The following is a 24374-nucleotide window of genomic DNA, read 5'->3' on the forward strand; positions in this document are numbered from 1 at the left end:
ACTACGAAACACACAACCCACCGCGTGACAGCGGGATTGTTCGTGGTTTCAGAACCAACACAGTGGACGCGAGCAACTGAGGACAAGCCCTCGGCCTATTAGTACCGGTCACCTCCACCTGTTACCAGGCTTCCAGATCCGGCCTATCAACCCAGTCGTCTACTGGGAGCCTTACCCCATCAAGTGGGTGGGAGTCCTCATCTCGAAGCAGGCTTCCCGCTTAGATGCTTTCAGCGGTTATCCCTCCCGAACGTAGCCAACCAGCCATGCCCTTGGCAGAACAACTGGCACACCAGAGGTTCGTCCGTCCCGGTCCTCTCGTACTAGGGACAGCCCTTCTCAAGACTCCTACGCGCACAGCGGATAGGGACCGAACTGTCTCACGACGTTCTAAACCCAGCTCGCGTACCGCTTTAATGGGCGAACAGCCCAACCCTTGGGACCGACTCCAGCCCCAGGATGCGACGAGCCGACATCGAGGTGCCAAACCATCCCGTCGATATGGACTCTTGGGGAAGATCAGCCTGTTATCCCCGGGGTACCTTTTATCCGTTGAGCGACGGCGCTTCCACAAGCCACCGCCGGATCACTAGTCCCGACTTTCGTCCCTGCTCGACCCGTCGGTCTCACAGTCAAGCTCCCTTGTGCACTTACACTCAACACCTGATTGCCAACCAGGCTGAGGGAACCTTTGGGCGCCTCCGTTACCCTTTAGGAGGCAACCGCCCCAGTTAAACTACCCATCAGACACTGTCCCCGATCCGGATCACGGACCCGGGTTAGACATCCAGCACGACCAGACTGGTATTTCAACGACGACTCCACCCCAACTGGCGTTGGAGCTTCACAGTCTCCCAGCTATCCTACACAAGCCGAACCGAACACCAATATCAAACTGTAGTAAAGGTCCCGGGGTCTTTCCGTCCTGCTGCGCGAAACGAGCATCTTTACTCGTAGTGCAATTTCACCGGGCCTATGGTTGAGACAGTCGAGAAGTCGTTACGCCATTCGTGCAGGTCGGAACTTACCCGACAAGGAATTTCGCTACCTTAGGATGGTTATAGTTACCACCGCCGTTTACTGGCGCTTAAGTTCTCAGCTTCGCCCACCCGAAAGTGAGCTAACCGGTCCCCTTAACGTTCCAGCACCGGGCAGGCGTCAGTCCGTATACATCGCCTTACGGCTTCGCACGGACCTGTGTTTTTAGTAAACAGTCGCTTCTCGCTGGTCTCTGCGGCCACCCCCAGCTCACGGAGTAAATCCGATCACCAGGCATGGCCCCCCTTCTCCCGAAGTTACGGGGGCATTTTGCCGAATTCCTTAACCATAGTTCACCCGAACGCCTCGGTATTCTCTACCTGACCACCTGAGTCGGTTTAGGGTACGGGCCGCCATGAAACTCGCTAGAGGCTTTTCTCGACAGCATAGGATCATCCACTTCACCACAATCGGCTCGGCATCAGGTCTCAGCCACACACAAGGCGGATTTACCTACCTTGCGGCCTACACCCTTACCCCGGGACAACCACCGCCCGGGATGGACTACCTTCCTGCGTCACCCCATCACTCACCTACTAACCGCTTGGTCCGGCGGCTCCACCACTCCGAGATTGTCCGAAGACGCACCCGGCGGCTTCACGGCCTTAGCATCACGATGCTCGATGTTTGACGCTCCACAGCGGGTACCGGAATATCAACCGGTTATCCATCGACTACGCCTGTCGGCCTCGCCTTAGGTCCCGACTTACCCTGGGCAGATCAGCTTGACCCAGGAACCCTTAGTCAATCGGCGCACACGTTTCCCACGTGTGAATCGCTACTCATGCCTGCATTCTCACTCGTCAACCGTCCACGACTACCTTCCAGTGCCGCTTCACCCGGCAGACGACGCTCCCCTACCCATCACAACAGGCGTTAACCCTCATGCTGCAATGACACGACTTCGGCGGTACGCTTGAGCCCCGCTACATTGTCGGCGCGGAATCACTAGACCAGTGAGCTATTACGCACTCTTTCAAGGGTGGCTGCTTCTAAGCCAACCTCCTGGTTGTCTGTGCGACTCCACATCCTTTCCCACTTAGCGTACGCTTAGGGGCCTTAGTCGATGCTCTGGGCTGTTTCCCTCTCGACCATGGAGCTTATCCCCCACAGTCTCACTGCCGCGCTCTCACTTACCGGCATTCGGAGTTTGGCTAAGGTCAGTAACCCGGTAGGGCCCATCGCCTATCCAGTGCTCTACCTCCGGCAAGAAACACACGACGCTGCACCTAAATGCATTTCGGGGAGAACCAGCTATCACGGAGTTTGATTGGCCTTTCACCCCTAACCACAGGTCATCCCCCAGGTTTTCAACCCTGGTGGGTTCGGTCCTCCACGAAGTCTTACCTCCGCTTCAACCTGCCCATGGCTAGATCACTCCGCTTCGGGTCTTGAGCGTGCTACTAAAAACGCCCTCTTCGGACTCGCTTTCGCTACGGCTACCCCACCCGGGTTAACCTCGCAACACACCGCAAACTCGCAGGCTCATTCTTCAAAAGGCACGCAGTCACGAGGGTCCGAAAACCCCGACGCTCCCACGGCTTGTAGGCACACGGTTTCAGGTACTATTTCACTCCCCTCCCGGGGTACTTTTCACCATTCCCTCACGGTACTATCCGCTATCGGTCACCAGGGAATATTTAGGCTTAGCGGGTGGTCCCGCCAGATTCACACGGGATTTCTCGGGCCCCGTGCTACTTGGGTATCTTCCAAACGAGCCGCTGACGTTTCGACTACGGGGGTCTTACCCTCTACGCCGGACCTTTCGCATGTCCTTCGCCTACATCAACGGTTTCTGACTCGTCCCACGGCCGGCAGACCGCAGAAGAAAGAACCCACAACCCCGCATGCGCAACCCCTGCCGGGTCTCACACACATACGGTTTGGCCTCATCCGGTTTCGCTCGCCACTACTCCCGGAATCACGGTTGTTTTCTCTTCCTGAGGGTACTGAGATGTTTCACTTCCCCTCGTTCCCTCCACACTGCCTATGTGTTCAGCAGTGGGTGACAGCCCATGACGACTGCCGGGTTTCCCCATTCGGAAACCCCCGGATCAAAGCCTGGTTGACGACTCCCCGGGGACTATCGCGGCCTCCCACGTCCTTCATCGGTTCCTGGTGCCAAGGCATCCACCGTGCGCCCTTAAAAACTTGGCCACAGATGCTCGCGTCCACTGTGCAGTTCTCAAACAACGACCAACCACCCACCACCCCGAACCAACAGGCTCGAGTTCACTGGGGCCGGCACCGAAGGAACAGGCTCACACCCGCACCCTCAGACACCCAACAGCGTGCCCGACACCCTCACCCCTCCACCTTCCGTTCCACGCCGAAGCAGTACTAGGAAGAAGAGCAGACCGAGTGTGCCGAGTAGTCAACGTTCCACCCATGAGCAACCAGCACCGGACACTCGCCGATGTACTGGCCTCTGGACCGCCGAAGCAGTCTAGAAGTGCTCCTTAGAAAGGAGGTGATCCAGCCGCACCTTCCGGTACGGCTACCTTGTTACGACTTCGTCCCAATCGCCAGTCCCACCTTCGACAGCTCCCTCCCACAAGGGGTTGGGCCACCGGCTTCGGGTGTTACCGACTTTCGTGACGTGACGGGCGGTGTGTACAAGGCCCGGGAACGTATTCACCGCAGCACTGCTGATCTGCGATTACTAGCGACTCCGACTTCATGGGGTCGAGTTGCAGACCCCAATCCGAACTGAGACCGGCTTTTTGAGATTCGCTCCACCTTGCGGTATCGCAGCTCATTGTACCGGCCATTGTAGCACGTGTGCAGCCCAAGACATAAGGGGCATGATGACTTGACGTCGTCCCCACCTTCCTCCGAGTTGACCCCGGCGGTCTCCCGTGAGTCCCCAGCACCACAAGGGCCTGCTGGCAACACGGGACAAGGGTTGCGCTCGTTGCGGGACTTAACCCAACATCTCACGACACGAGCTGACGACAGCCATGCACCACCTGTACACCGACCACAAGGGGGCACCCATCTCTGGATGTTTCCGGTGTATGTCAAGCCTTGGTAAGGTTCTTCGCGTTGCGTCGAATTAAGCCACATGCTCCGCCGCTTGTGCGGGCCCCCGTCAATTCCTTTGAGTTTTAGCCTTGCGGCCGTACTCCCCAGGCGGGGCACTTAATGCGTTAGCTGCGGCACGGACCACGTGGAATGTGGCCCACACCTAGTGCCCACCGTTTACGGCGTGGACTACCAGGGTATCTAATCCTGTTCGCTCCCCACGCTTTCGCTCCTCAGCGTCAGTATCGGCCCAGAGATCCGCCTTCGCCACCGGTGTTCCTCCTGATATCTGCGCATTTCACCGCTACACCAGGAATTCCGATCTCCCCTACCGAACTCTAGCCTGCCCGTATCGACTGCAGACCCGGGGTTAAGCCCCGGGCTTTCACAACCGACGCGACAAGCCGCCTACGAGCTCTTTACGCCCAATAATTCCGGACAACGCTTGCGCCCTACGTATTACCGCGGCTGCTGGCACGTAGTTAGCCGGCGCTTCTTCTGCAGGTACCGTCACTTGCGCTTCTTCCCTGCTGAAAGAGGTTTACAACCCGAAGGCCGTCATCCCTCACGCGGCGTCGCTGCATCAGGCTTGCGCCCATTGTGCAATATTCCCCACTGCTGCCTCCCGTAGGAGTCTGGGCCGTGTCTCAGTCCCAGTGTGGCCGGTCGCCCTCTCAGGCCGGCTACCCGTCGTCGCCTTGGTGAGCCGTTACCTCACCAACAAGCTGATAGGCCGCGGGCTCATCCTGCACCGCCGGAGCTTTCCACCCAAGGAGATGCCTCCCCGGGTCGTATCCGGTATTAGACCCCGTTTCCAGGGCTTGTCCCAGAGTGCAGGGCAGATTGCCCACGTGTTACTCACCCGTTCGCCACTAATCCACCCCGAAGGGCTTCATCGTTCGACTTGCATGTGTTAAGCACGCCGCCAGCGTTCGTCCTGAGCCAGGATCAAACTCTCCGTGAATGCTTACCCGGCCGGTAAATGAATACCACCGGTCGACACCACGAGAGCGGAACCACCAGAGGAATAACCCAGTGGTTCACAGCGTCCTCGCTGTGTTGTTTCAAAGGAACCTCGACCATCGGAACAGAAACGCTCCGACAGACGGGGCATCAACATATCTGGCGTTGACTTTTGGCACGCTGTTGAGTTCTCAAGGAACGGACGCTTCCTTCGTACTCACCACGAGAACCACTCTCACGGCTTTCCTCCGGGCGCTTCCCTTCGGTGTTCCAAACTCTATCAGTGTTTTTCTCTGTCTCCGAACCACCTGCCTGCGGACATGCAGACAGGGACCCCGAGATAGGATCCGACAAGTTTGGTGCTGCCAGGCAACGACGCTTGGTCGCATCGCTCGGCCTCAAGCAGGGGTACAACTGTACACGCGGTCATCGAGCAGTGCAAATCAGCTGTGTCGCGTCGCCAGTTCGTCAACCTCTACGACTCATGCGGAACCCGCACTTCATATGACATACCCTGCTGCCCAGTGCGCCGTCCGGGACGAGCAGTGACGGCCACATCTGAACTCCGTACCCCTGGGAGGCTTCCCATGACCACTGTGACGTCACCCCTCGCAGGACGCGCGATCGGGCTGTCCGCGGTGCCCGACCCGGTCTTCTCGGGGGCGATGGTCGGGCCCGGTGTGGCGGTCGACCCGGTGCGTGAGCCCTCCGAGGCCGTCTCCCCCGTGGACGGGGTCATCGTCTCGCTGCATCCGCACGCCTTCGTCGTGGTGGACGCCGACGGTCATGGCGTGCTGACCCACCTCGGCATCGACACCGTGCAGCTCAACGGCGAGGGGTTCGAGCTGCTCGTCACCAAGGGGGACACCGTCACCCGTGGTCAGGCCGTCGTGCGCTGGAACCCCGCCGCGGTCGAACTGGCGGGCAAGTCTCCGGTGTGTCCGGTGGTGGCGCTGGAGGCCACGGCCGACTCCCTCTCCGGTCTCCGCGACGACGGCGATGTGAAGGCGGGCGACCAGCTCTTCGCCTGGAGCTGACGTCATCGCCGTACTGCACGGCAATCGGACAACCATCGCGGTGGCGGGACCCGCCGCACGAATCGGAGACGGGTGAGATGGAGACAACGCTGCGAGGCGTCGGTGTGAGCCACGGGGTGGCGATCGGCGAAGTCCGGCACATGGGGACGGCGGTACTCGAGCCCCCGGCGAAGCAGATCCCCGCGGAGGAAGCGGAGCGCGAACAGGGGCGCGCCCGCAAGGCCGTGGATGCCGTGGCGGCCGATCTCATGGCACGCGGCAATCTGGCCGGTGGCGAGGCCCAGGCCGTCCTGGAGGCCCAGGCCCTGATGGCCCAGGATCCCGAGCTGATGGTGGACGTGGAACGCCGCATCGCCGTCGGCAGCACCGCCGAGCGGGCGGTGTACGACGCGTTCGCCGCGTACCGTGAGCTGCTCGCGGCCGCCGGGGAGTACCTCGCCGGTCGGGTGGCCGACCTCGACGACGTCCGGAACCGTATCGTCGCCCGCCTGCTCGGGGTGCCGATGCCGGGTGTTCCGGACAGCGAGGAGCCGTACGTGCTCGTGGCGCGGGACCTCGCGCCCGCGGACACGGCGCTGCTGGACCCGTCGCTGGTCCTCGGGTTCGTCACCGAGGAGGGCGGGCCGACCAGCCACAGCGCGATCCTGGCGCGGGCCCTCGGTGTTCCGGCCGTCGTGGCGCTGCCGGGCGCCGGCGAGCTGGCCGAGGGAACGGTGATCGCCGTCGACGGAAGCACGGGCGAGATATTCGTGAACCCGAGCGCCGAGAAGAAGGAGCGGCTCCAGGCCGCGGCGGCCGAGCGCCGGGCCGCTCTCGCCGCCTCGACCGGGCCGGGGGCCACCGCCGACGGCCACCGGGTGCCGCTGCTGGCGAACGTGGGGGGTCCCGGCGATGTTCCGGCCGCTGTCGAGGCCGGTGCCGAGGGTGTCGGTCTGTTCCGTACGGAGTTCCTGTTCCTGGACGACAGCGCGAGGGCGCCGTCCGAGGAGAAGCAGATCAAGGCGTACCGGGAGGTTCTGGAGGCCTTCCCGGAGGGCCGCGTGGTCGTGCGGGTGCTGGACGCGGGCGCGGACAAGCCGCTGGACTTCCTCACCCCCGCGGACGAGCCCAACCCCGCGCTGGGCGTGCGCGGCCTGCGGACGCTTCTGGACCACCCCGAGGTGTTGCGCACGCAGCTGACCGCGCTGGCGAAGGCCGCGGAGGGGCTGCCGGTCTACCTCGAGGTGATGGCGCCGATGGTCGCCGACCGCACCGATGCGAAGGCGTTCGCCGATGCCTGCCGGGACGCCGGGCTGCGGGCGAAGTTCGGCGCCATGGTGGAGATTCCCTCGGCCGCGCTGCGGGCGCGCTCGATCCTGCAGGAGGTCGAGTTCCTGTCGCTGGGGACCAATGACCTCGCGCAGTACACGTTCGCCGCCGACCGTCAGGTGGGTGCCGTGTCGCGCCTGCAGGATCCGTGGCAGCCGGCGCTGCTCGACCTGGTCGCGCTGTCCGCCGAGGCGGCCAAGGCCGAGGGCAAGAGCTGCGGGGTCTGCGGCGAGGCGGCTTCGGACCCGCTGCTGGCGTGTGTGCTGACCGGTCTGGGTGTCACCTCCTTGTCGATGGGCGCGGCGTCGATTCCCTACGTCCGGTCCGCGCTGGCCAAGTACACGCTGGCGCAGTGCGAGCGTGCGGCGGCGGCCGCGCGTGCCGCCGACACCGCCGACGACGCGCGCACGGCGGCTCAGGCGGTGCTGTCCGGGGAGTAGCCGCAGGCATGGCCGTGCGGCGAGGGGCGTTCCACCCGTGGGTGGGGCGCCCCTCGGCCGTCCGGGCGCCTCGGGTTCGGGAGGCGTGCCTCAATGGGTGTGGTCGGTCGGTTGCGGGTCGTCCTCGAGGCCGGGCGGTGCGCAGTAGTCGACGCCGGATTCCGGGGCCACGAGGTCACCGGACTCGATGTCGGTGCAGTAGGCGTCGAAGACCTCGGCCGCGGTGAGCGGTTCCAGTCGCCCTCCCCGTAGGCGCCATCCGTAGACGCGGTCCGTCGTGTCGGGTGCCGTGGTGCGGATGACGAGGCCACCGGCGCAGTCGGTGGCGATGCCCAGGGCGAGGACGGTGGTGAATTCGAGGGCGTCTGTCTCGTCCAGACGGGTCGCGCCGCCGGGGTCCGCGTCGGCGTTGAGCACCGCGACGAGCGTCTGCGGTGCCGCCGAGACGCTGCACACGAGGTGGAGGTGGCCGGGGCTCGCCGTGTCGAGGACGCGGGTGAGGAGACGGCAGGCGTGTGCGAAGGCGCCGCGTCCGATGTCCTCGCCGCAGGAGGCGCAGTCTCCGAGGTGGGCGAGGACTGCCGTCGCGTACTGCCGGGTGGACTGACGGACGGCTTCGCCGAGCAGGTCCGGGACGAGTTCGGCCAGGGGCTGTCCCTCGTACGGGACGGTGGGTCCCGTGGCGGCCAGTCCCGCCGTGAAGCGGGCGCGGCTGGACGGCGCGTCGGGTTCCAGGCCGTTGTCGGCGCAGAACCGTGCGTACTGCTCCGGGTCGAAGAGGGCCACCGTGGTGTGGCCGCCCTCTGCGGCCAGGGACCTGAGCAGGTCCTCCACCTGCCGGAGGTACGTGGTGTGGTCGTGGAAGGTGAAGGTGCGGTAGCGCCGCATCGCGGTGAAGTCGTGCTCGTCGGTCAGCAGGCCGATGGTTCCCGCGATTTCGCGGCGCAGGACGCGTCGCATGGTCTGGTGCTCGGTGTGCGGCATGATTCCCCCTACGGACGGTCGATCAATTCTCACTCACCGTAATCGGTGGCGCTGACAATGCCGCCGGGGTCAGCCGCGCTTGCGGGCCAGGTCCTCGTAGAAGTGGAGCAGGTCGAGGTTGTCGATGGAGCCGGGGTTGACGGCCTTCTCCAGCGGGGTGCCCTGGAGGAGGCGCTTGACGGGGACCTCGATGCGCTTGCCGGTGAGGGTGTGCGGGATGCCCGGGACCTCGATGATCTCGTCGGGGACGTGGCGCGGTGAGAGCTGGTCCCGGATGGTCTGCTTGATGCGGGTGAGGAGGGCGTCGTCCAGGACGGCCCCCGGTACGAGGTGGACGAAGAGGGGCATCCAGTAGCCGCCGTCGGACTGCTCGATGCCGATGACGAGGGACTCCTTGATCTCGGGCAGGCGCTCGACGGCCTCGTAGATGTCGGCCGAGCCCATACGGACGCCCTGCCGGTTCAGGGTGGAGTCGGAGCGGCCGTGGATGACCACGGAGCCGCGGGTGGTGAGGGTGATCCAGTCGCCGTGGCGCCAGACGTCCGGATACATGTCGAAGTAGCTGTCGTGGTACCGGCTGCCGTCGGGGTCGTTCCAGAAGCGGATCGGCATCGAGGGCATCGGGTTGGTGACGACCAGCTCGCCCACCTCGTCGATGAGGGGCTTCCCGGCCGGGTCCCAGGACTGCAGGTCGGTGCCGAGACCGGGTGCCTGGAGTTCGCCGATGTACACGGGGAGGGTCGGCACCGCTCCCGCGAAGCAGGAGCACACGTCCGTGCCGCCGCTGACGGAGGCGATCCACAGGTCGTCGCGGACCTCGTCGTGCAGCCAGCCGAAGCCGTCGGGCGGCAGCGGCGAGCCGGTCGTCGCCACGCACTGCACGCGTGCGAGGTCGTAGTCCCGTGCCGGGTGCACGCCGGCCTTGCGGCAGGCCATGACGTACGCGGCGGACGTGCCGAACAGGGTGGCCCCCGTGCGCTCGGCCACGCGCCACTGGGCGCCGGTGTCGGGGTGGCCGGGGCTGCCGTCGTAGAGGACGATCGTGGTTCCCGTCAGAAGGCCGGAGACGAGGAAGTTCCACATCATCCAGCCGGTGGACGTGTACCAGAAGAAGCGGTCCCCGGGGCCTAGGTCGCAGTGCAGACCGAGCTGCTTGAGGTGCTCGATCAGGATGCCGCCCTGGGACTGGACGATGGCCTTGGGCAGGCCGGTCGTGCCCGAGGAGTACAGCACCCACAGCGGATGGTCGAACGGAACCTGTTCGAAGACGGGCTCGACGTCCGCGGAGGTGAGGGCCTGCCATTCCAGAGCGCCCTCGGGGGCGTCGGTGCCGAGGAGCGGGATGTGGACGACGGCGCGCAGGGTGGGCAGCTCGCGGCGGAGTTCGGCGACGGTCTCACGGCGGTCGTGCTCCTTGCCTCCGTAGCGGTAGCCGTCGACCGTGAACAGGACGACGGGCTCGACCTGCTGGAAGCGGTCCAGGACGCTGCGGGCGCCGAAGTCGGGTGCGCAGGAGGTCCACACGCCGCCGACGGCGGCCGTGGCGAGCAGGGCGACGACGGCCTGCGGGATGTTCGGGAGGTAGCCGCTGACGCGGTCCCCTGGGCGCACGCCGAGGGCGCGCAGCTCGGCGGCCAGGGAGCCGACCTGGCGGCGCAGCTCGGACCAGGTGACCGGGCGGGGCTCGTGGGTCTCGTCGACGGCCAGCAGGGCCGGTTCGCCGGCGCGGGTGGCCGCCGCGCGCAGGGCGTGTTCGGCGTAGTTGAGGGTCGCCCCGGGGAACCATTCGGCGCCCGGCATGGCGCGGCTGCCGAGGACGCGTGTGGGGGGCGTGGAGAACCGTACGTCGAACCACTCGGTGACGGCCTTCCAGAAGGTGTCCAGTTCGTCCACCGACCAGCGGTGCAACGCCGCGTAGCCGCCCTCGGAGGGAGCTCCGTGGTGTTCGGCCGCCCAGGTCTGGAACCTGGTGATCTGCGCCCGGGCGATGCGGTCGGCATCGGGCTGCCAGAGCGGAGTGGCGTTCGCTGAGGTCATGGGGCGGCTCCCGGGCTGTACGCGTCGTGTGCGTGGGTCGCGCACGAGCGGGGTGTGCGCGTCACGCGGCTGACAGGGACGATGCCATGTGATCGACTTCTGCACCAGGGTGTGCCCCACATAGTCGGCATCGTGAAGATGTGCTCGCGCCATGGGTGAACGACAGTTGAACGGCGCCCCTGTACGGGGACGTCAATGGCAGGGTGAGCAGCATGGACGGTCGTGACCTGGTGCGTTCGGTGAAGGCGGTCGGTTCGGGCGGTGCGGCGCAGGGCGTGCGCATGGTGCGGGCCGCGTGGCGCAGGAGGCGCACCGACGCGACCGGGTTGCCGCGGCGGGGCGCGGAGCGGGCGCGGGTGCCCGGGCTCGTGCAGGACGTGGAGCCCGGGCCGGGCGGTGGTGTCGTGCGGTTCGCCCGGTCGGAACTGCGGATCATGGTCGCCGTGAACGGGGGCGTGTTCTGGGGCTGGGACGGGGCCGGGCCCGAACCGTCGTACGCGCTCGCCGGCTCCGGTCCCGAGCCGGATCCCCGGGCCGTGCTGGAGCCGGACAAGGACGGCGGCTGGCGGGTCGTGGCGGAACGCGTGACGGTCGTGGTGTCGCGGCACGGCGCGATCGAGGTGCGGACGCCCGGTGGGGTGACCCTGCGCCGTGATCTGCCGCCCCGCTGGTGGGAGCCGGTGGAGGGGGGCGGTGCGCGCTGGATGCAGCGGTCCGAGGTGACACCGGACGCGCGGTTCTTCGGGCTCGGTGGGCGGGCGTCGGGGCCGCGGTTGCGTGACGGGACGTACCGGCTGTGGAACACGGACCCCGGACGTCCCTTCGGGCCCGGCGATGATCCGCTGTACATCACCATGCCGGTGCACCTGGTGGTCGCGGACGCGGCCACGCACCTGGTGTTCCACGACACCTCCTGGGACGGCACGGTGACCTTGCGGGAGGGTCAGGAGGGCGCGGGCTCCGGGCACGACCGGGCGGGCACCTGCGAGATACGGATGGACGGCGGCCCGCTGCGCTGCTGGGTGATGGTCGGCACTCCCGCGCGCGTGCTGCTGGTCTGGGCGTCGCTGACCGGGGCGGCCGCGCTGCCGCCGGCGTGGGCGCTGGGGTACCAGCACGCGCGGTGGGGTTTCGGCGGCGAGCAGGGGGTGCGGCGGATCGTCGGGGGCTACCAGGAGCGCGGCCTTCGGCTGGACGCCGTGCATCTGGACATCGACCACTACGACGGCCACCGGGTGTTCACCGTCGACCAGGACGCCTTCCCCAAGCTGCCGCTGCTCGCCGAGGAGCTGCGACGGGACGGGATCCGGCTGGTGTCGATCGTCGACCCGGCGGTCAAGGCCGAGCCGGGCGACGCCGTGTACGACGGCGGGCGTGCCGTGGACGCGTTCGTGCGGGACGCGACGGGGCGGGTCGTCGAAGGGGTCGTGTGGCCCGGTGAGGCGGTCTATCCGGACTTCACGGACGCACGGGTGCGACGGTGGTGGGGCGGGCTCTACGAGGAGCGTCTGGGGCAGGGCTTCGCGGGTTTCTGGCACGACATGAACGAGCCGGTGTCGTTCACGGCGTTCGGGGAGAACACCCTGCCCCGCTCGTCCCGGCACGTGCTGGAGGGGCGCGGCGGCGACCACAGGGAGGCCCACAACGTGTACGCGCTGTGCATGGCCCGGGCGGCGTACGAGGGGCTGCGGGAACTCGCCCCCGACGAGAGGCCGTTCCTCTTCTCCCGCTCCGGGTGGGCGGGGATGCAGCGGTACGGGGGGACGTGGTCGGGCGATGTGGCCACGGGCTGGCCCGGTCTGCGCGCCTCGCTGTCGCTGGTGATGGGGCTCGGGCTGTGCGGAGTGCCGTATTCGGGGCCGGACGTGGGCGGGTTCGACGGGAGTCCTTCGCCGGAACTGTATCTGCGCTGGTTCCAGCTCGCCTCGTACCTGCCGCTGTTCCGCACGCACGCGAGTCTGCGGGCCGGGCGCCGGGAGCCCTGGGAGTTCGGCGGCGACGTCCTGGAGCACGCGCGTGTGGCGCTCGCCGAGCGGCACCGTCTGCTGCCGTACTTCGTGACGCTGGCGCATCTGGCGCGGCGCACGGGTGCCCCCTATGTGCGGCCCCTGTGGTGGGGAGAGCCCGATGACCGGCTGCTGAGGGACTGCGAGGACGCCTTCCTGCTGGGAGACGGCCTTCTGGTGGCGCCGGTGCTGGATCCCGGAGCGGAACGGCGGTCGGTGCCGCTGCCGAGGGGGCGGTGGTACGACACGGCGACCGAGAAGGCGTACGAAGGGCCGGGGCGGGTGCTGGTCGACGCGCCCCTGGCACGGATCCCGGTGCTGGCGCGGGCCGGCGCCGTCCTGCCGGTGCGCGGCCGGGGCGGGGGTCTGGAGCTGGAGGCGTGGGCGCCCGCACGGGGGCGGTCGGGCGAGGGGCTGGTGGTGCCGGCCATGGGCGACGGCTGGGACGAACCGGAGATCGAGCGGTATGTGTCGCGGTGGAAGGGACGGCGTGTGGTGGTCCGGCGGGAGGGGGGCGAGGGCCGGAGCGAGCCCGTCTGGCCGGTGCGCGTACGGGGTCTCGGTCAGGGATGACGCGGTCGGTGCGGGGTCGCCCGGTGCTTCGTCCGGGCGGCCCCGCGCGGGTGGCCGCCCTGGACCCGGCCGGCCGGCGGGACGGGCACAGGCGCCGTCCCGCCCCGGTCACACGTAGCGGCCGTCGAACCACCCCTGTACCGCCAGCGTGTGCAGCGGGAAGGCGAGTTCGGCGGGCCGGCGCAGCAGGTGCCAGCCCTCGGTCTCGTCCGTGCCCGCGGGTGGCGGGAGGTCGGCGGCAGGGCGCTCGGGGAGGAGCCCGAACAGCAGCAGGTGGCCGTCGGGCGAGCTCATCGCGTCGACGAGCCGCACATCGCGGCCGGCCGCGTCGATGCCGGTCTCCTCCTTGAGCTCGCGCACGACGGCCTGCCGCCAGTCCTCTCGGTGTTCGATGAACCCTCCGGGAAGGGCGACACCCCCGCGCGCGGGAGGGATGGTTCGTGTGATGACGACCAGGGCGGTGCCCTTGGTGTCGTACACCGGCTGGAGGGCCACCGCTACGGGCAGCGGGTTCCGGTAGGCCACGGTGCCGCAGGCGGCGCAGGTGCGGGGCCAGCCGGAAAGGCCCTCTCCATAGGGCGCTCCGCAGCTCGAACAGTGGGAGTCCGGCACGGAGTCGGCGGATGGGAACGGAGATTCGGACACGTGGCGGACTGTATCCGATCACCTGGCCGGCGTCTTCCCGGGGAGGCTCAACGGGACGGCGCGAGCGATGCCGGGGACACCGGGAAGTCGAAGTAGGTGTCGGGATACGGCTCCGGCTTGTAGGTGTAGTGCCACCACTCCTCGGCGAGGTTGACGAAGCCCAGCTTCTGCAGGGTGCTCTTCAGAAGCTCCCGGTTGGCGCGCTGCTCCCCGACGATCCGGGGGTCGTCGGTGTGGGCGAGGGTGTCGAAGCAGTCGAAGCCCGTGCCCATGTCCACGGAGTTGTCGGGGAAGCGCTCGTCCCTGGGCGCGTAGCAGGGCACGAGCGGCCGGCCCGGGACGTATGGCCGGGTCGGCCCGGCCGGGAGCCGCACGATCGTCAGGTCCATGGTGGAGCCGCGGCTGTGCCCTGACTTCTCCGCGATGTAACCGTCCGCGAACAGCCGGGTCTTGTCGACCTGCGGATAGAACTCGGTCTTCATCCTCTGGTCGTCGAGGTCCTCGGCCCAGCGCACGAAGTGGTCCACGGCGCGCTGCGGCCGGTAGCAGTCGTACACCTTGAGCGTGTAGCCCTGGCGCAGCAGCTTCGTCTGTGCCTTGTGCAGGGCCCGCGCCGCGGGGCGGGTGAGGATGCACAGCGGCTGGCGGTAGCCGTCGATGCGCCGTCCGACGAAGTTGTGCGGGGTGAAGTAGCGGATGTCCTGGAGGATCGTCGGGTCCACCGATCTGAGCGCGACGAAGTCCGCGGGAGCCTTGGGTCCGGGCGCGGCCTGGACGGTGGCCGATGCGCATGTGACGGCCAGGAGCGCGGCGAGCGCGGTGACGATGCCTCGCATCGCGACGGAGAGTCGTGTCATGTCCTTTGCATTTACCAGTCGTCGGTGCGGCGGTGGAAGCGGTTCCCGGCGACACCTGCCGATTCACCGGGACCCGTGGCAGACTGACTTTCTGACTTTCTGACGTACCGTCAGAAAGGCGAGACAGACGCCGGATACAGCCGTCAGACATGACACCCGGAGGAACCATGTCGCGTGTCCGCATCCCCGTGGTGGCCGGATGGTTCGCCGGCGACGGGGACGACTTCCGCCTCGTCGGCACACGGTGTTCGGCGTGCGGGTCGGTGTTCTTTCCGCGTGAGGACCTCGCGTGCCGCAATCCCGCGTGCGGGCATGACGATCTCACCGAGGTCCCCCTGTCCAAGCAGGGACGTATCTGGTCGTACACCGACACCCGTTACCAGCCACCGTCACCCTATGTGACGAATCCGGAACTTCCGTGGCAGCCGTACGCGTTGATCGCGGTGGAGCTGGAGGCGGAGCGCATCGTGGTGCTCGGGCAGGCGGCCCCGGGCGTGACCGTCGCCGACCTGGCGGTGGGCATGGAGGTGGAGGCCGTCCCCGGGGTCCTGCACGAGGACGCGGAGACGACCTGGACGACATGGAACTGGCGGCCGACGGGAGTGGCGGCGTGACGGACGACGTGGCGGTGCTCGGCGCGGGCATGCACCCATGGGGCAAGTGGGGACACGGCTTCGTCGAGTACGGGACGGTGGCGGCGCGGGCGGCGCTCGCCGACGCGGGGGTCGACTGGCGGGACGTCGGCTCGATCGTGGGGGCGGACACGGTGCGGGGCGGCTATCCCGGATATGTCGCGGGCTCGACGTTCGCCAAGGCGCTCGGCTGGCAGGGGGCGAGGGTCGCCAGCGTGTACGCGGCGTGCGCGTCGGGGGCCCAGGCGGTGGCTGCGGCGCGGGCACAGATCCTGGCGGGGCTCGCGGACGTCGTGCTCGTGGTCGGGGCGGACTCGGCGCCCAAAGGGTTCTTCCGCCCGGCCGGCGGAGACCGGCCCGACGATCCGGACTGGCTGCGGTTCCGGGTCCTCGGGGCGACCAATCCGGCGTACTTCGGGCTGTACGCGCGCCGGCGGATGGCCGTCCACGGGGACACGCTGGACGACTTCGCACAGGTCGAGGTGAAGAACGCCGCCCTGGGAGCGCTGAACCCCAACGCCCGCTACCGGGCGCGGGTCACCGCCGAGGAGGTCTCCGCCTCCGCGGTCGTGGCCGATCCCCTGCGGCTGCTCGACATCTGTGCGACGTCCGACGGCGGGGCGGCGCTCGTCCTGTCGAGCATGGACTTCGCGCGGCGGCACGGGGCGGCCGAGCCGGTGCGGATCCGGGCGGTGTCCACGGTGACACCGCACTATCCCAACACCGTGCTGGATCTGCCCGACATCGCGACGGACTCGGCGGCCGCGGTGGAGCCGGCGGGCGCGTCGTTCCGCGCATCGATCGCCCGGACCGCGTACGAGGAAGCGGGGATCGGACCCGATGACCTCTCCCTCGCCGAGGTGTACGACCTGTCCACCGCCCTGGAACTGCAGTGGTACGAGGACCTGGGGCTGTGCGGGGAAGGCGAGGCGGCCAAGCTGCTGCGGGACGGTGCCACGACCCTCGGTGGACGCATACCCGTCAACGTCAGCGGTGGACTGGCCTCGTTCGGGGAGGCCGTCCCGGCTCAGGCGATCGCCCAGGTGTGCGAGCTGACCTGGCAGTTGCGGGGGGATGCGGGCGACCGGCAGGTGGCCGGTGCGCGCGTCGGGATCACCGCGAACCAGGGGCTGTTCGGACATGGATCGGCGGTGGTCGCGGTTCGGTGACATGGGGGGACCGGCCGTCCGGCCGCTGCGACAGCGGAGTCCCGGCGGCCCCAGCTCGCCGCCCCGGACGCGGCGGCCCCGGAAGCGGCGGCCCCGCTTCGGCGTCCCAACCGTTGCCGTCGCCGACCTTGACGCTCCCTGGGTGCCGGGGAAAACTTCCGGATGTCAGTCGGCATCGCCGCATTCGGGCGTATTCAGAGGGTGCGCCCCCAGGCCCACGCCAGTACGACGGGCCGTCCCCCACGGGCGATTCCACTGCGGGCACGCTCGTCGCGGACGCCGGGCGGGGCGCGGAATCCTCCCTGCCTTCGGCTGAAGTCGCCAAGGGAAACGCACCCTGCACGGAGGACCGACACGGGGCGAAGCCGCCCCGGGCGAGAGCCTAGGAGCCGCCATGACGCATGGAAGCATCTTCGTCGGCGAGTTGATCGGAACGGCCATACTCATCCTGTTCGGCGCCGGTGTCTGCGCCGCCGTCACCCTCAACCACTCGAAGGCGAAGGGAGCGGGCTGGGTCGTCATCGCCTTCGGCTGGGGCTTCGGCGTCCTGGCGGGGGCGTACACGGCCGCTCCCAAGTCCGGCGGACACCTCAATCCGGCGGTGACGCTCGGCCTCGCCATGGCCGGCATCACCGAGTGGGGGGACGTTCCCTACTACCTGCTGGGCCAGATGGCGGGCGCGGTCCTCGGCGCCGTCCTGACCTGGCTGCTGTACTTCGCGCAGTTCCAGGCCAACGCCGAGGAGGACACGGCGCAGCCCACGCTCGGAATCTTCTCCACGGCCCCGGAGATCCGTGATCCGGTCGCCAACCTGATCACCGAGATCATCGCGACCGTGGGTCTGGTGCTGCCCATCCTGTTCTTCGGCAAGAACCTCGGCACCGGCATCGGCCCGATCCCCGGCACGACGGCCTACGGCTCGGGCATCGGCATCCTGCTCGTCGCCCTGCTCGTCGTCGGGATCGGCCTCTCCCTCGGCGGGCCCACCGGCTACGCGATCAATCCCGCCCGCGACCTCGGCCCCCGTATCACCCACGCACTGCTGCCGATTCCCAACAAGGGGGGCTCGGACTGGGGTTACGCCTGGATACCGGTGGCGGGACCGCTGATCGGCGGGGCGCTGTCGGCCCTTGTGTACAAAGCAGCCTTCTGACCCTTTGACGAAGGGGACGTCATGACGGACCACGACCGCAAGTACGTCGCCGCGATCGACCAGGGCACCACCTCCAGCCGCTGCATCATCTTCGACCAGGACGGTGCGATCGTCGCCGTCGACCAGCGCGAGCACCGCCAGATCTTCCCCAAGCCGGGCTGGGTCGAACACGACGCCACCGAGATCTGGTCGAAGGTGCAGGCGGTGGTCGCGGGCGCGATCGCCAAGGCCGGACTGCGCGCCGACCGGCTCAGCGCGCTCGGTATCACCAACCAGCGCGAGACGACGGTCCTGTGGGACCGCGCCACGGGCAAACCCGTGCACAACGCGATCGTGTGGCAGGACACACGGACCGCGGGGCTGTGCCACGAACTGGGGGGCGCCGACGGGCAGGACCGTTTCCGCGAGCAGACCGGGCTGCCGCTCGCGAGCTACTTCTCCGGGCCGAAGGCGGCCTGGCTCCTCGACAACGTCCCCGGCCTCAGGGCGCGCGCCGAGCGCGGGGAGATCGCCTTCGGCACCATCGACTCCTGGCTGATCTGGAACCTGACCGGGGGCACGGACGGCGGACGCCACGTCACCGACGTCACCAACGCCGGCCGCACCATGCTGATGAACCTCCGGACGCTCCAGTGGGACCCGTCGATCCTGTCCGCGATGAACATCCCGGAGGCCGTGCTGCCGGAGATCAGGTCCTCCGCCGAGGTGTACGGGACCGCCGTCGGCCAGCTCGCGGGCGTCCCCGTCGCCTCGGCGCTGGGCGACCAGCAGGCGGCCGTGTTCGGGCAGGCGTGCTACGACGTGGGCACGGCGAAGAACACCTACGGCACCGGCAGCTTCCTGCTGCTGAACACCGGGAACCGGCCGGTGCCGTCCAAGAGCGGGCTGCTGACGACCATGGGCTACAAGATCGGCGGCGAGGCGCCCGTCTACTGCCTGGAGGGGTCGATCGCGATCACCGGTGCGCTGGTGCAGTGGTTCCGTGACCAGCTCGGCATCATCCGCAGCGCGGACGAGATCGAGACGCTGGCGGCGAGCGTCGAGGACAACGGCGGCGCTTACATCGTGCCCGCGTTCTCGGGACTGTTCGCGCCCTACTGGCGCTCCGACGCGCGCGGCGTGATCACCGGACTCACCCGGTACGTCACGAAGGCACACCTCGCGCGGGCGGTGCTGGAGGCGACGAGCTGGCAGACGCGTGAGGTCGTGGACGCCATGCACCAGGACTCGGGGGTGCGGATCACCACCCTGAAGGTCGACGGCGGCATGACGAAGAACAACCTGCTGATGCAGCACCAGGCGGATGTGCTCGGGGTGCCCGTGATCCGCCCGAAGGTCTCCGAGACGACCTGCCTGGGCGCCGCGTACGCGGCCGGCCTGGCGACAGGGGTGTGGAACGGTCTGGACGAGCTGACCTCGCACTGGCAGAAGGACGTCGAGTGGACACCCGCCATGGAGGCCCCGGTGCGCGACCGTGAGTACCACAACTGGCGCAAGGCCGTGGAGAAGAGCTTCGGCTGGCACGAGGACGGTGAGGGGTGAGCCCCGCCCCCCACACCTGCGTGCGTCTCGCGTGAGCCACGCGGGCACGCACGGCTGCGGCCCGCCCCCGGTCGGCGGGGTGCGGGCCGTATGTGACGCGCCGCCGCGGGATCAGGTGATGACGCGCTCGCGGCGGGCGGCGGAGTGCGCCCCGGCATGCCGGACGACCTCGATCAGGATGTCCTTGGCCGACTCGCGCTCGCGGGCGTCGCCGAGGACGACCGGCACGCCACGGTCGAGGTCGAGGGCCCGCCGTACGTCCTCGGCCGGGTAACGGACCGCGCCCTCGAAGCAGTTGACCGCGACGACGAAGGGGATGGAGCGCCGCTCGAAGTAGTCGACGGCGGCGAAGCAGTCCTCCAGGCGGCGGGTGTCGGCGAGGACGACCGCGCCCAGGGCCCCAGTGGCCAGTTCGTCCCACAGGAACCAGAAGCGGTCCTGACCGGGTGTCCCGAAGAGGTACAGCACCAGGTCCTCGCGGAGGGTGATACGGCCGAAGTCCATGGCGACGGTGGTGGTGTGCTTGCCTTCCACCCCGCGGGTGTCGTCGACCGGGCGGCCCGCCTCGGTGAGCACTTCCTCGGTGCGCAGCGGCCGGATCTCGCTGACCGCGCCGACGAGGGTCGTCTTGCCCACGCCGAAGCCGCCGGCCACGAGGATCTTGAGCGTGACGGGCTCGACCGGAGGCTTGCCGCGCTCACTGCGCCCGAAGATCATCGTTCTCTTCTCCTGCGTGATGGGGGTCGGGTGGCGGTCCGTAGCCTCCGCCGCCGGGTGTCTCGATGACGAGTACGTCGCCGGTGCCGACGTCCGCCGAGTCGCTGCCTCTCAGCTGCCGCACGGTACCGTCGGCGCGCTCCACACGGTTGGCGCCGAGCGCTCCCGGCCGGCCGCCGGCCATGCCGTACGGCGGGACCCTGCGGTGCTGCGAGAGCGTGGAGACGGTCATGGGCTCCTGGAAGCGGATGCGGCGCACCGCGCCGTCGCCGCCGCGCCAGCGGCCGGCTCCCCCGCTGCCGTCCCGTACCGCGAACTCGTCGAGGAGGACGGGCAGTCGCGATTCGAGGACCTCGGGGTCGGTCAGCCGCGAGTTGGTCATATGGGTCTGGACGACGGATGCGCCGGGGAAGCCGTCGCCGGCTCCGGATCCCGAGGCGACGGTCTCGTAGTACTGGTGACGGTCGTTGCCGAAGGTGACGTTGTTCATGGTGCCGGAGCCCTCGGCCTGCACACCGAGGGCCGCGTACAGGGCGCCGGTGATGGCCTGGGACGTCTCGACGTTCCCGGCGACGACGGCGGCGGGCGGCTCGGGCGCGAGCATCGAGCCGGACGGCACGATGATGTCGAGGGGACGCAGACAGCCGTCGTTGAGGGGGATGTCGGCGGCGACGAGGGTGCGGAACACGTACAGCACGGCCGCGTTGACGACCGAGAAGGGCGCGTTGAAGTTGGTGGCGAGCTGCGGGGACGTGCCGGTGAAGTCGATGGTCGCGCGGCGGCGCCCGCGGTCCACCCGCACGCGGACGCGGATGACGGCGCCGGAGTCGGTCTCATAGGCGTACTCGCCGTCGTCCAGGGCGCCGATCACCCGGCGGACCGCCTCCTCGGCGTTGTCCTGGACGTGCTTCATGTACGCCTGCACGACGTCGAGCCCGAAGTCCTCGATCATGCGGCCGACTTCGTCGACGCCCTTCTGGTTGGCGGCGATCTGGGCGCGCAGGTCGGCCAGGTTGGTCCTGGGGTTGCGTGACGGCCAGGGCGCCTCGGTCAGCAGGCGCAGCGTCGCCTCTTCGAGGAAGCGGCCGTTCTCGGCGAGCAGCCAGTTGTCGAAGAGGACGCCCTCCTCCTCGATGCTGCGGCTGTGCGCGGGCATGGAGCCGGGGGCGATGCCGCCGATCTCCGCGTGGTGGCCGCGGGAGGCGACGTAGAAGAGGATCCGCTCACCCTCCGTGTCGAAGACGGGGGTGATGACCGTGACGTCGGGCAGATGGGTTCCCCCGTGGTAGGGGTCGTTCACGGCGTAGGTGTCACCGGGGCGCATGCCGCCCGCGCGGCGCCGGATGACCTCCTTGACGCTGGTGCCCATCGAGCCCAGGTGGACGGGGATGTGGGGGGCGTTGGCGACCAGGTTGCCCTCGGGGTCGAAGAGGGCGCAGGAGAAGTCCAGCCGTTCCTTGATGTTGACCGACTGGGCGGTGGACTCCAGGCGTGCGCCCATCTGCTCGGCGATGGACATGAACAGGTTGTTGAAGACCTCGAGCAGCACCGGGTCGGCTTCCGTACCGAGATCGGAACTCTCCGTGACCGCCACACGTTCCATGACGAGATGGCCGTCGTCGGTCGCGGCGGCCCGCCAGCCGTCGTCGACGACGGTCGTCGCGCCGGCCTCCGTGATGATCGCGGGACCCATGACGGCGTCGCCGGGCGGCAGGTGCTCCCGGTGGTGGAGGGGTACCTCGCGCCAGGCGCCGCCCGTGTGCAGGCGGACCGTCCCGGCGGCGGTGCGGCCCTCGTACGGGGCGAGGGCCGAGAGATCGGGGGGTTCGGTGATGCCGGTGGCTTCGACGGAGAGGGCCTCCACGACGACCGGCCGGTCGAGCGTGAAGGAGTACGTGGCGCGATGACGTTCTTCGAAGGCGCGCCTCATCGCGCCGGGCTCGGTCAGCTCGACGGTGAGGGTGGTGTCCGTGCCGTCGTAGCGCAGCTGGGCCCGGCGTGCGACCCGGATGCGGTCCTCGGGCACGTCCTCGGCGAGGAGTTCGGCGCGGGCGATGCCCTCCAGGTCGTCTGCGGTCTTGCGGATGCCGGGCATCGAGGCGGGCTCCAGCGGGGCCTCGACGGACTGCTCGCGCATGGCCGTGGTGTCGGCGAGCCCCATGCCCAGCGCCGAGAGCACCCCCGCCATGGGTGGTACGAGGACGGTGCGGATGCCCAGGGAGTCCGCGACCATGCACGCGTGCTGGCCGCCCGCTCCGCCGAAGGTGGTGAGCGCGTACCGGGTGACGTCGTGTCCCTTCTGGACCGAGATCCGCTTGACGGCGTTGGCGATGTTGGCGACGGCGATCTGCAGATAGCCCTCGGCGACCTGCTCGGGGGTGCGGTCGTCGCCGGTCTGCTCGCGGATGTCGTCCGCGAGCGCGGCGAAGCGCTCGCGGACGAGCGCGTCGTCGAGGGGCTGGTCGCCGTGCGGGCCGAACACCTCGGGGAAGTGGGCGGGCTGGACGCGGCCGAGCATGACGTTGGCGTCGGTGACGGTCAGGGGGCCGCCGGCCCGGTAGGAGGCGGGCCCCGGGTCCGCGCCCGCCGAGTCCGGCCCCACGCGATAGCGGGAACCGTCGAAGTGCAGCACCGAGCCGCCGCCCGCCGCGACGGTGTGGATGTCGAGCATCGGCGCCCTCAGCCGGACGCCGGCGATCTGGGTGGTGAAGACCCGTTCGTACGCGCCGGCGAAGTGCGAGACGTCGGTGGAGGTGCCGCCCATGTCGAAGCCGATCACCCGGTCGAAGCCGGCGAGCTGCGACATCCTGGCCATGCCGACGATGCCGCCCGCGGGCCCGGACAGGATGGCGTCCTTGCCGCGGAACTGCCCGGCCTCCGCCAGCCCGCCGTTGGACTGCATGAACATCAGCCGGACGCCTTCGAGTTCGTCGGCGACGTGCTGGACGTAGCGGCGCAGGACGGGCGAGAGGTAGGCGTCGACGACCGCGGTGTCGCCGCGCGGGACCAGTTTCATCAGGGGGCTGACCTCGCTGGAGAGCGAGATCTGCGGGAAGCCGGTGCGGGCCGCCAGCTCGCCGATGGCCTGCTCGTGCGCGGGATGCAGATGGCTGTGCATGCAGACGACGGCGAGCGCCCGGATCCCGTCGTCGTACGCCTCCTGGAGGGGGCCGGCGAGGGCGTCGAGGTCGGGGGCGCGCAGGACGGTGCCGTCGGCGGCGATGCGCTCGTCGACCTCGACGACCCGCTCGTACAGCAACTCGGGTAGCTCGATCGCACGGGCGAAGATGCTCGGACGGTTCTGGTAGGCGATGCGCAGGGCGTCACCGAAGCCGCGGGTGATGACGAGCAGGGTGCGTTCGCCCTTGCGTTCCAGGAGGGCGTTGGTGGCGACGGTGGTGCCCATGCGGACCGCGTCGATCGGTCCGTCGTCGTCGAGGAGCGCGCGTACGCCCGCGACGGCCGCGTCGGCGTACCGGTGGGGATTGTCCGAGAGCAGCTTGTGGGTCAGCAGACGGCCGTCCGGGCGGCGCGCGACGACATCGGTGAAGGTACCGCCGCGGTCGACCCAGAACTGCCAGCCGGTGCTCACGTCCGTCTCTCCGATCGCGCTGCTCGGATCCGGGTGCGCAGCGGGTGATCGGCCCGCTGCGGTTGGTCGTCGACGATCGGTCAGATCATAACGGGCGGACCGCGCTTGTGCCGGTGCGACCGCCGGGGGCCGGTTCCCGACGGCCCGCGCCATGGACGGCCTGGCGGCCCCGGTCCGCACGGGTGGGCTCCCTCACCGTCGCGCCCGCGACGGTTGGGGCCCGCGCGTGCCGGCCGGCAGCACGTGCGGGCCCTGCCTCACAGGGCCCGCAGGCCGTTGATCACGTCGCGCAGGATGCTCTCGTCCACCAGCTCGGCGGGCGGCACGGGACGCGACACATGGACCAGTTCACCGTCCACGAGGTCGCCGATGAGGACACGCACCACGCCGATGGGGAGATCGAGTTCGGAGGCGAGTTCGGCGACCGACTGGGGCGTGTCACGGCACAGTTCGACGATGTCCTCGTGTTCCGGGGACAGCGAAGGATCCGTCTCGGGATCGTCCGCCCGGGACTGCGCGACGACCACGGCGATCAGGTCGAGACGGTGCTGGGCCGCATGGCTGGTGCGGCCGCGCGTCATGGCGTACGGGCGGACCACCGGTCCGGCCTCGTCGTCGAACCAGTGGCTGTTTGCCTGACCCTCTCCGCTCATACCA

At 68.6% G+C, this 24374-nt stretch carries 14 protein-coding genes and 2 rRNA genes; 7 read left to right on the forward strand and 9 right to left on the reverse strand.

What is annotated here, in order from left to right:
• Positions 1–78: 78 nt before the first annotated feature.
• Together ACZ79I_RS05680 and ACZ79I_RS05685 are read right to left on the reverse strand one after the other, a co-directional pair.
• A 23S ribosomal RNA gene (locus ACZ79I_RS05680) occupies positions 79–3195 on the reverse strand.
• A gap of 306 nt (positions 3196–3501) precedes the next feature.
• A 16S ribosomal RNA gene (locus ACZ79I_RS05685) occupies positions 3502–5026 on the reverse strand.
• The 16S and 23S rRNA genes sit together here, the layout of an rRNA operon.
• Before the next feature lie 586 nt (positions 5027–5612).
• Here ACZ79I_RS05685 and ACZ79I_RS05690 point away from each other — a divergent pair.
• Together ACZ79I_RS05690 and ptsP are read left to right on the forward strand one after the other, a co-directional pair.
• The gene (locus tag ACZ79I_RS05690; RefSeq protein WP_471494674.1) at positions 5613–6062 is read left to right on the forward strand and encodes a PTS sugar transporter subunit IIA; all 450 of its coding nucleotides are present in this window, start codon (positions 5613–5615) and stop codon (positions 6060–6062) included.
• 77 nt (positions 6063–6139) lie between these two features.
• Positions 6140–7810, forward strand: coding sequence for a phosphoenolpyruvate--protein phosphotransferase (ptsP, locus tag ACZ79I_RS05695; protein WP_471494676.1), 1671 nt, complete (start codon positions 6140–6142; stop codon positions 7808–7810).
• Between the two features lie 90 nt (positions 7811–7900).
• On the opposite strand, the gene ACZ79I_RS05700 is transcribed toward ptsP, so the two are convergent.
• Both ACZ79I_RS05700 and ACZ79I_RS05705 read right to left on the reverse strand, forming a co-directional pair.
• Positions 7901–8794, reverse strand: coding sequence for a hypothetical protein (locus tag ACZ79I_RS05700; protein WP_471494678.1), 894 nt, complete (start codon positions 8792–8794; stop codon positions 7901–7903).
• Positions 8795–8863: 69 nt separating this feature from the next.
• The gene (locus ACZ79I_RS05705; RefSeq protein ID WP_471494680.1) at positions 8864–10831 is read right to left on the reverse strand and encodes an acetoacetate--CoA ligase; all 1968 of its coding nucleotides are present in this window, start codon (positions 10829–10831) and stop codon (positions 8864–8866) included.
• A 212-nt stretch (positions 10832–11043) separates the two neighbouring features.
• Between ACZ79I_RS05705 and ACZ79I_RS05710 the strand changes: the two genes are divergently transcribed.
• Entirely contained in the window at positions 11044–13410 is a 2367-nt protein-coding gene (locus ACZ79I_RS05710; RefSeq protein WP_471494682.1) for a glycoside hydrolase family 31 protein, read from the forward strand.
• A gap of 108 nt (positions 13411–13518) precedes the next feature.
• Here the strand turns inward: ACZ79I_RS05710 and ACZ79I_RS05715 are convergent, their stop codons facing one another.
• Together ACZ79I_RS05715 and ACZ79I_RS05720 are read right to left on the reverse strand one after the other, a co-directional pair.
• Entirely contained in the window at positions 13519–14055 is a 537-nt protein-coding gene (locus ACZ79I_RS05715; protein ID WP_471494684.1) for an NUDIX domain-containing protein, read from the reverse strand.
• A gap of 47 nt (positions 14056–14102) precedes the next feature.
• The gene (locus tag ACZ79I_RS05720) at positions 14103–14912 is read right to left on the reverse strand and encodes a M15 family metallopeptidase (RefSeq protein WP_471494686.1); all 810 of its coding nucleotides are present in this window, start codon (positions 14910–14912) and stop codon (positions 14103–14105) included.
• Between the two features lie 188 nt (positions 14913–15100).
• Here ACZ79I_RS05720 and ACZ79I_RS05725 point away from each other — a divergent pair, with 188 nt between their 5' ends.
• The 4 genes from ACZ79I_RS05725 to glpK all read left to right on the forward strand — a co-directional run bounded on the left by ACZ79I_RS05725 (position 15101) and on the right by glpK (position 19408).
• Positions 15101–15526: a Zn-ribbon domain-containing OB-fold protein gene (locus ACZ79I_RS05725; RefSeq protein WP_471504778.1), complete on the forward strand. Its 426-nt coding sequence runs from the start codon at positions 15101–15103 to the stop codon at positions 15524–15526.
• Positions 15523–16713, forward strand: coding sequence for a lipid-transfer protein (locus ACZ79I_RS05730; RefSeq protein WP_471494688.1), 1191 nt, complete (start codon positions 15523–15525; stop codon positions 16711–16713). Before ACZ79I_RS05725 ends, ACZ79I_RS05730 begins: the two co-directional genes overlap by 4 nt.
• A 394-nt stretch (positions 16714–17107) precedes the next feature.
• Positions 17108–17866 carry an MIP/aquaporin family protein gene (locus ACZ79I_RS05735; protein ID WP_471494690.1) on the forward strand — a complete coding sequence of 253 codons (759 nt, stop codon included), beginning with the start codon at positions 17108–17110 and terminating at the stop codon, positions 17864–17866.
• Between the two features lie 21 nt (positions 17867–17887).
• Complete coding sequence (glpK, locus tag ACZ79I_RS05740) at positions 17888–19408, forward strand: glycerol kinase GlpK (protein WP_471494692.1); 1521 nt, start codon at positions 17888–17890, stop codon at positions 19406–19408.
• 111 nt (positions 19409–19519) lie between these two features.
• On the opposite strand, the gene ACZ79I_RS05745 is transcribed toward glpK, so the two are convergent.
• The 3 genes from ACZ79I_RS05745 to ACZ79I_RS05755 all read right to left on the reverse strand — a co-directional run bounded on the left by ACZ79I_RS05745 (position 19520) and on the right by ACZ79I_RS05755 (position 24370).
• Positions 19520–20125, reverse strand: coding sequence for a GTP-binding protein (locus ACZ79I_RS05745; protein ID WP_471494694.1), 606 nt, complete (start codon positions 20123–20125; stop codon positions 19520–19522).
• A complete protein-coding gene (locus ACZ79I_RS05750; RefSeq protein ID WP_471494696.1) occupies positions 20106–23717 on the reverse strand; it encodes a hydantoinase B/oxoprolinase family protein in 3612 nt (1203 codons plus the stop codon). Before ACZ79I_RS05750 ends, ACZ79I_RS05745 begins: the two co-directional genes overlap by 20 nt.
• 257 nt (positions 23718–23974) lie before the next feature.
• On the reverse strand, positions 23975–24370 hold the full coding sequence (locus ACZ79I_RS05755; protein ID WP_471494698.1) for a DUF742 domain-containing protein: 396 nt from the start codon (positions 24368–24370) through the stop codon (positions 23975–23977).
• Between the last annotated feature and the right edge of the window lie 4 nt (positions 24371–24374).

Source organism: Streptomyces sp. PSU-S4-23 (assembly GCF_055632315.1).

What these genes read in the sequence shown, in the direction of transcription:
- ACZ79I_RS05690 (WP_471494674.1), top strand. Translation starts at nt 5,613, where the DNA reads ATGACCACTGTGACGTCACCCCTCGCAGGACGCGCGATCGGGCTGTCC.
- ACZ79I_RS05720 (WP_471494686.1), bottom strand. Translation starts at nt 14,912, where the DNA reads ATGACACGACTCTCCGTCGCGATGCGAGGCATCGTCACCGCGCTCGCC.
- glpK (WP_471494692.1), top strand. Translation starts at nt 17,888, where the DNA reads ATGACGGACCACGACCGCAAGTACGTCGCCGCGATCGACCAGGGCACC.
- ACZ79I_RS05700 (WP_471494678.1), bottom strand. Translation starts at nt 8,794, where the DNA reads ATGCCGCACACCGAGCACCAGACCATGCGACGCGTCCTGCGCCGCGAA.
- ACZ79I_RS05735 (WP_471494690.1), top strand. Translation starts at nt 17,108, where the DNA reads ATGACGCATGGAAGCATCTTCGTCGGCGAGTTGATCGGAACGGCCATA.
- ACZ79I_RS05705 (WP_471494680.1), bottom strand. Translation starts at nt 10,831, where the DNA reads ATGACCTCAGCGAACGCCACTCCGCTCTGGCAGCCCGATGCCGACCGC.
- ptsP (WP_471494676.1), top strand. Translation starts at nt 6,140, where the DNA reads ATGGAGACAACGCTGCGAGGCGTCGGTGTGAGCCACGGGGTGGCGATC.
- ACZ79I_RS05710 (WP_471494682.1), top strand. Translation starts at nt 11,044, where the DNA reads ATGGACGGTCGTGACCTGGTGCGTTCGGTGAAGGCGGTCGGTTCGGGC.
- ACZ79I_RS05755 (WP_471494698.1), bottom strand. Translation starts at nt 24,370, where the DNA reads ATGAGCGGAGAGGGTCAGGCAAACAGCCACTGGTTCGACGACGAGGCC.
- ACZ79I_RS05745 (WP_471494694.1), bottom strand. Translation starts at nt 20,125, where the DNA reads ATGATCTTCGGGCGCAGTGAGCGCGGCAAGCCTCCGGTCGAGCCCGTC.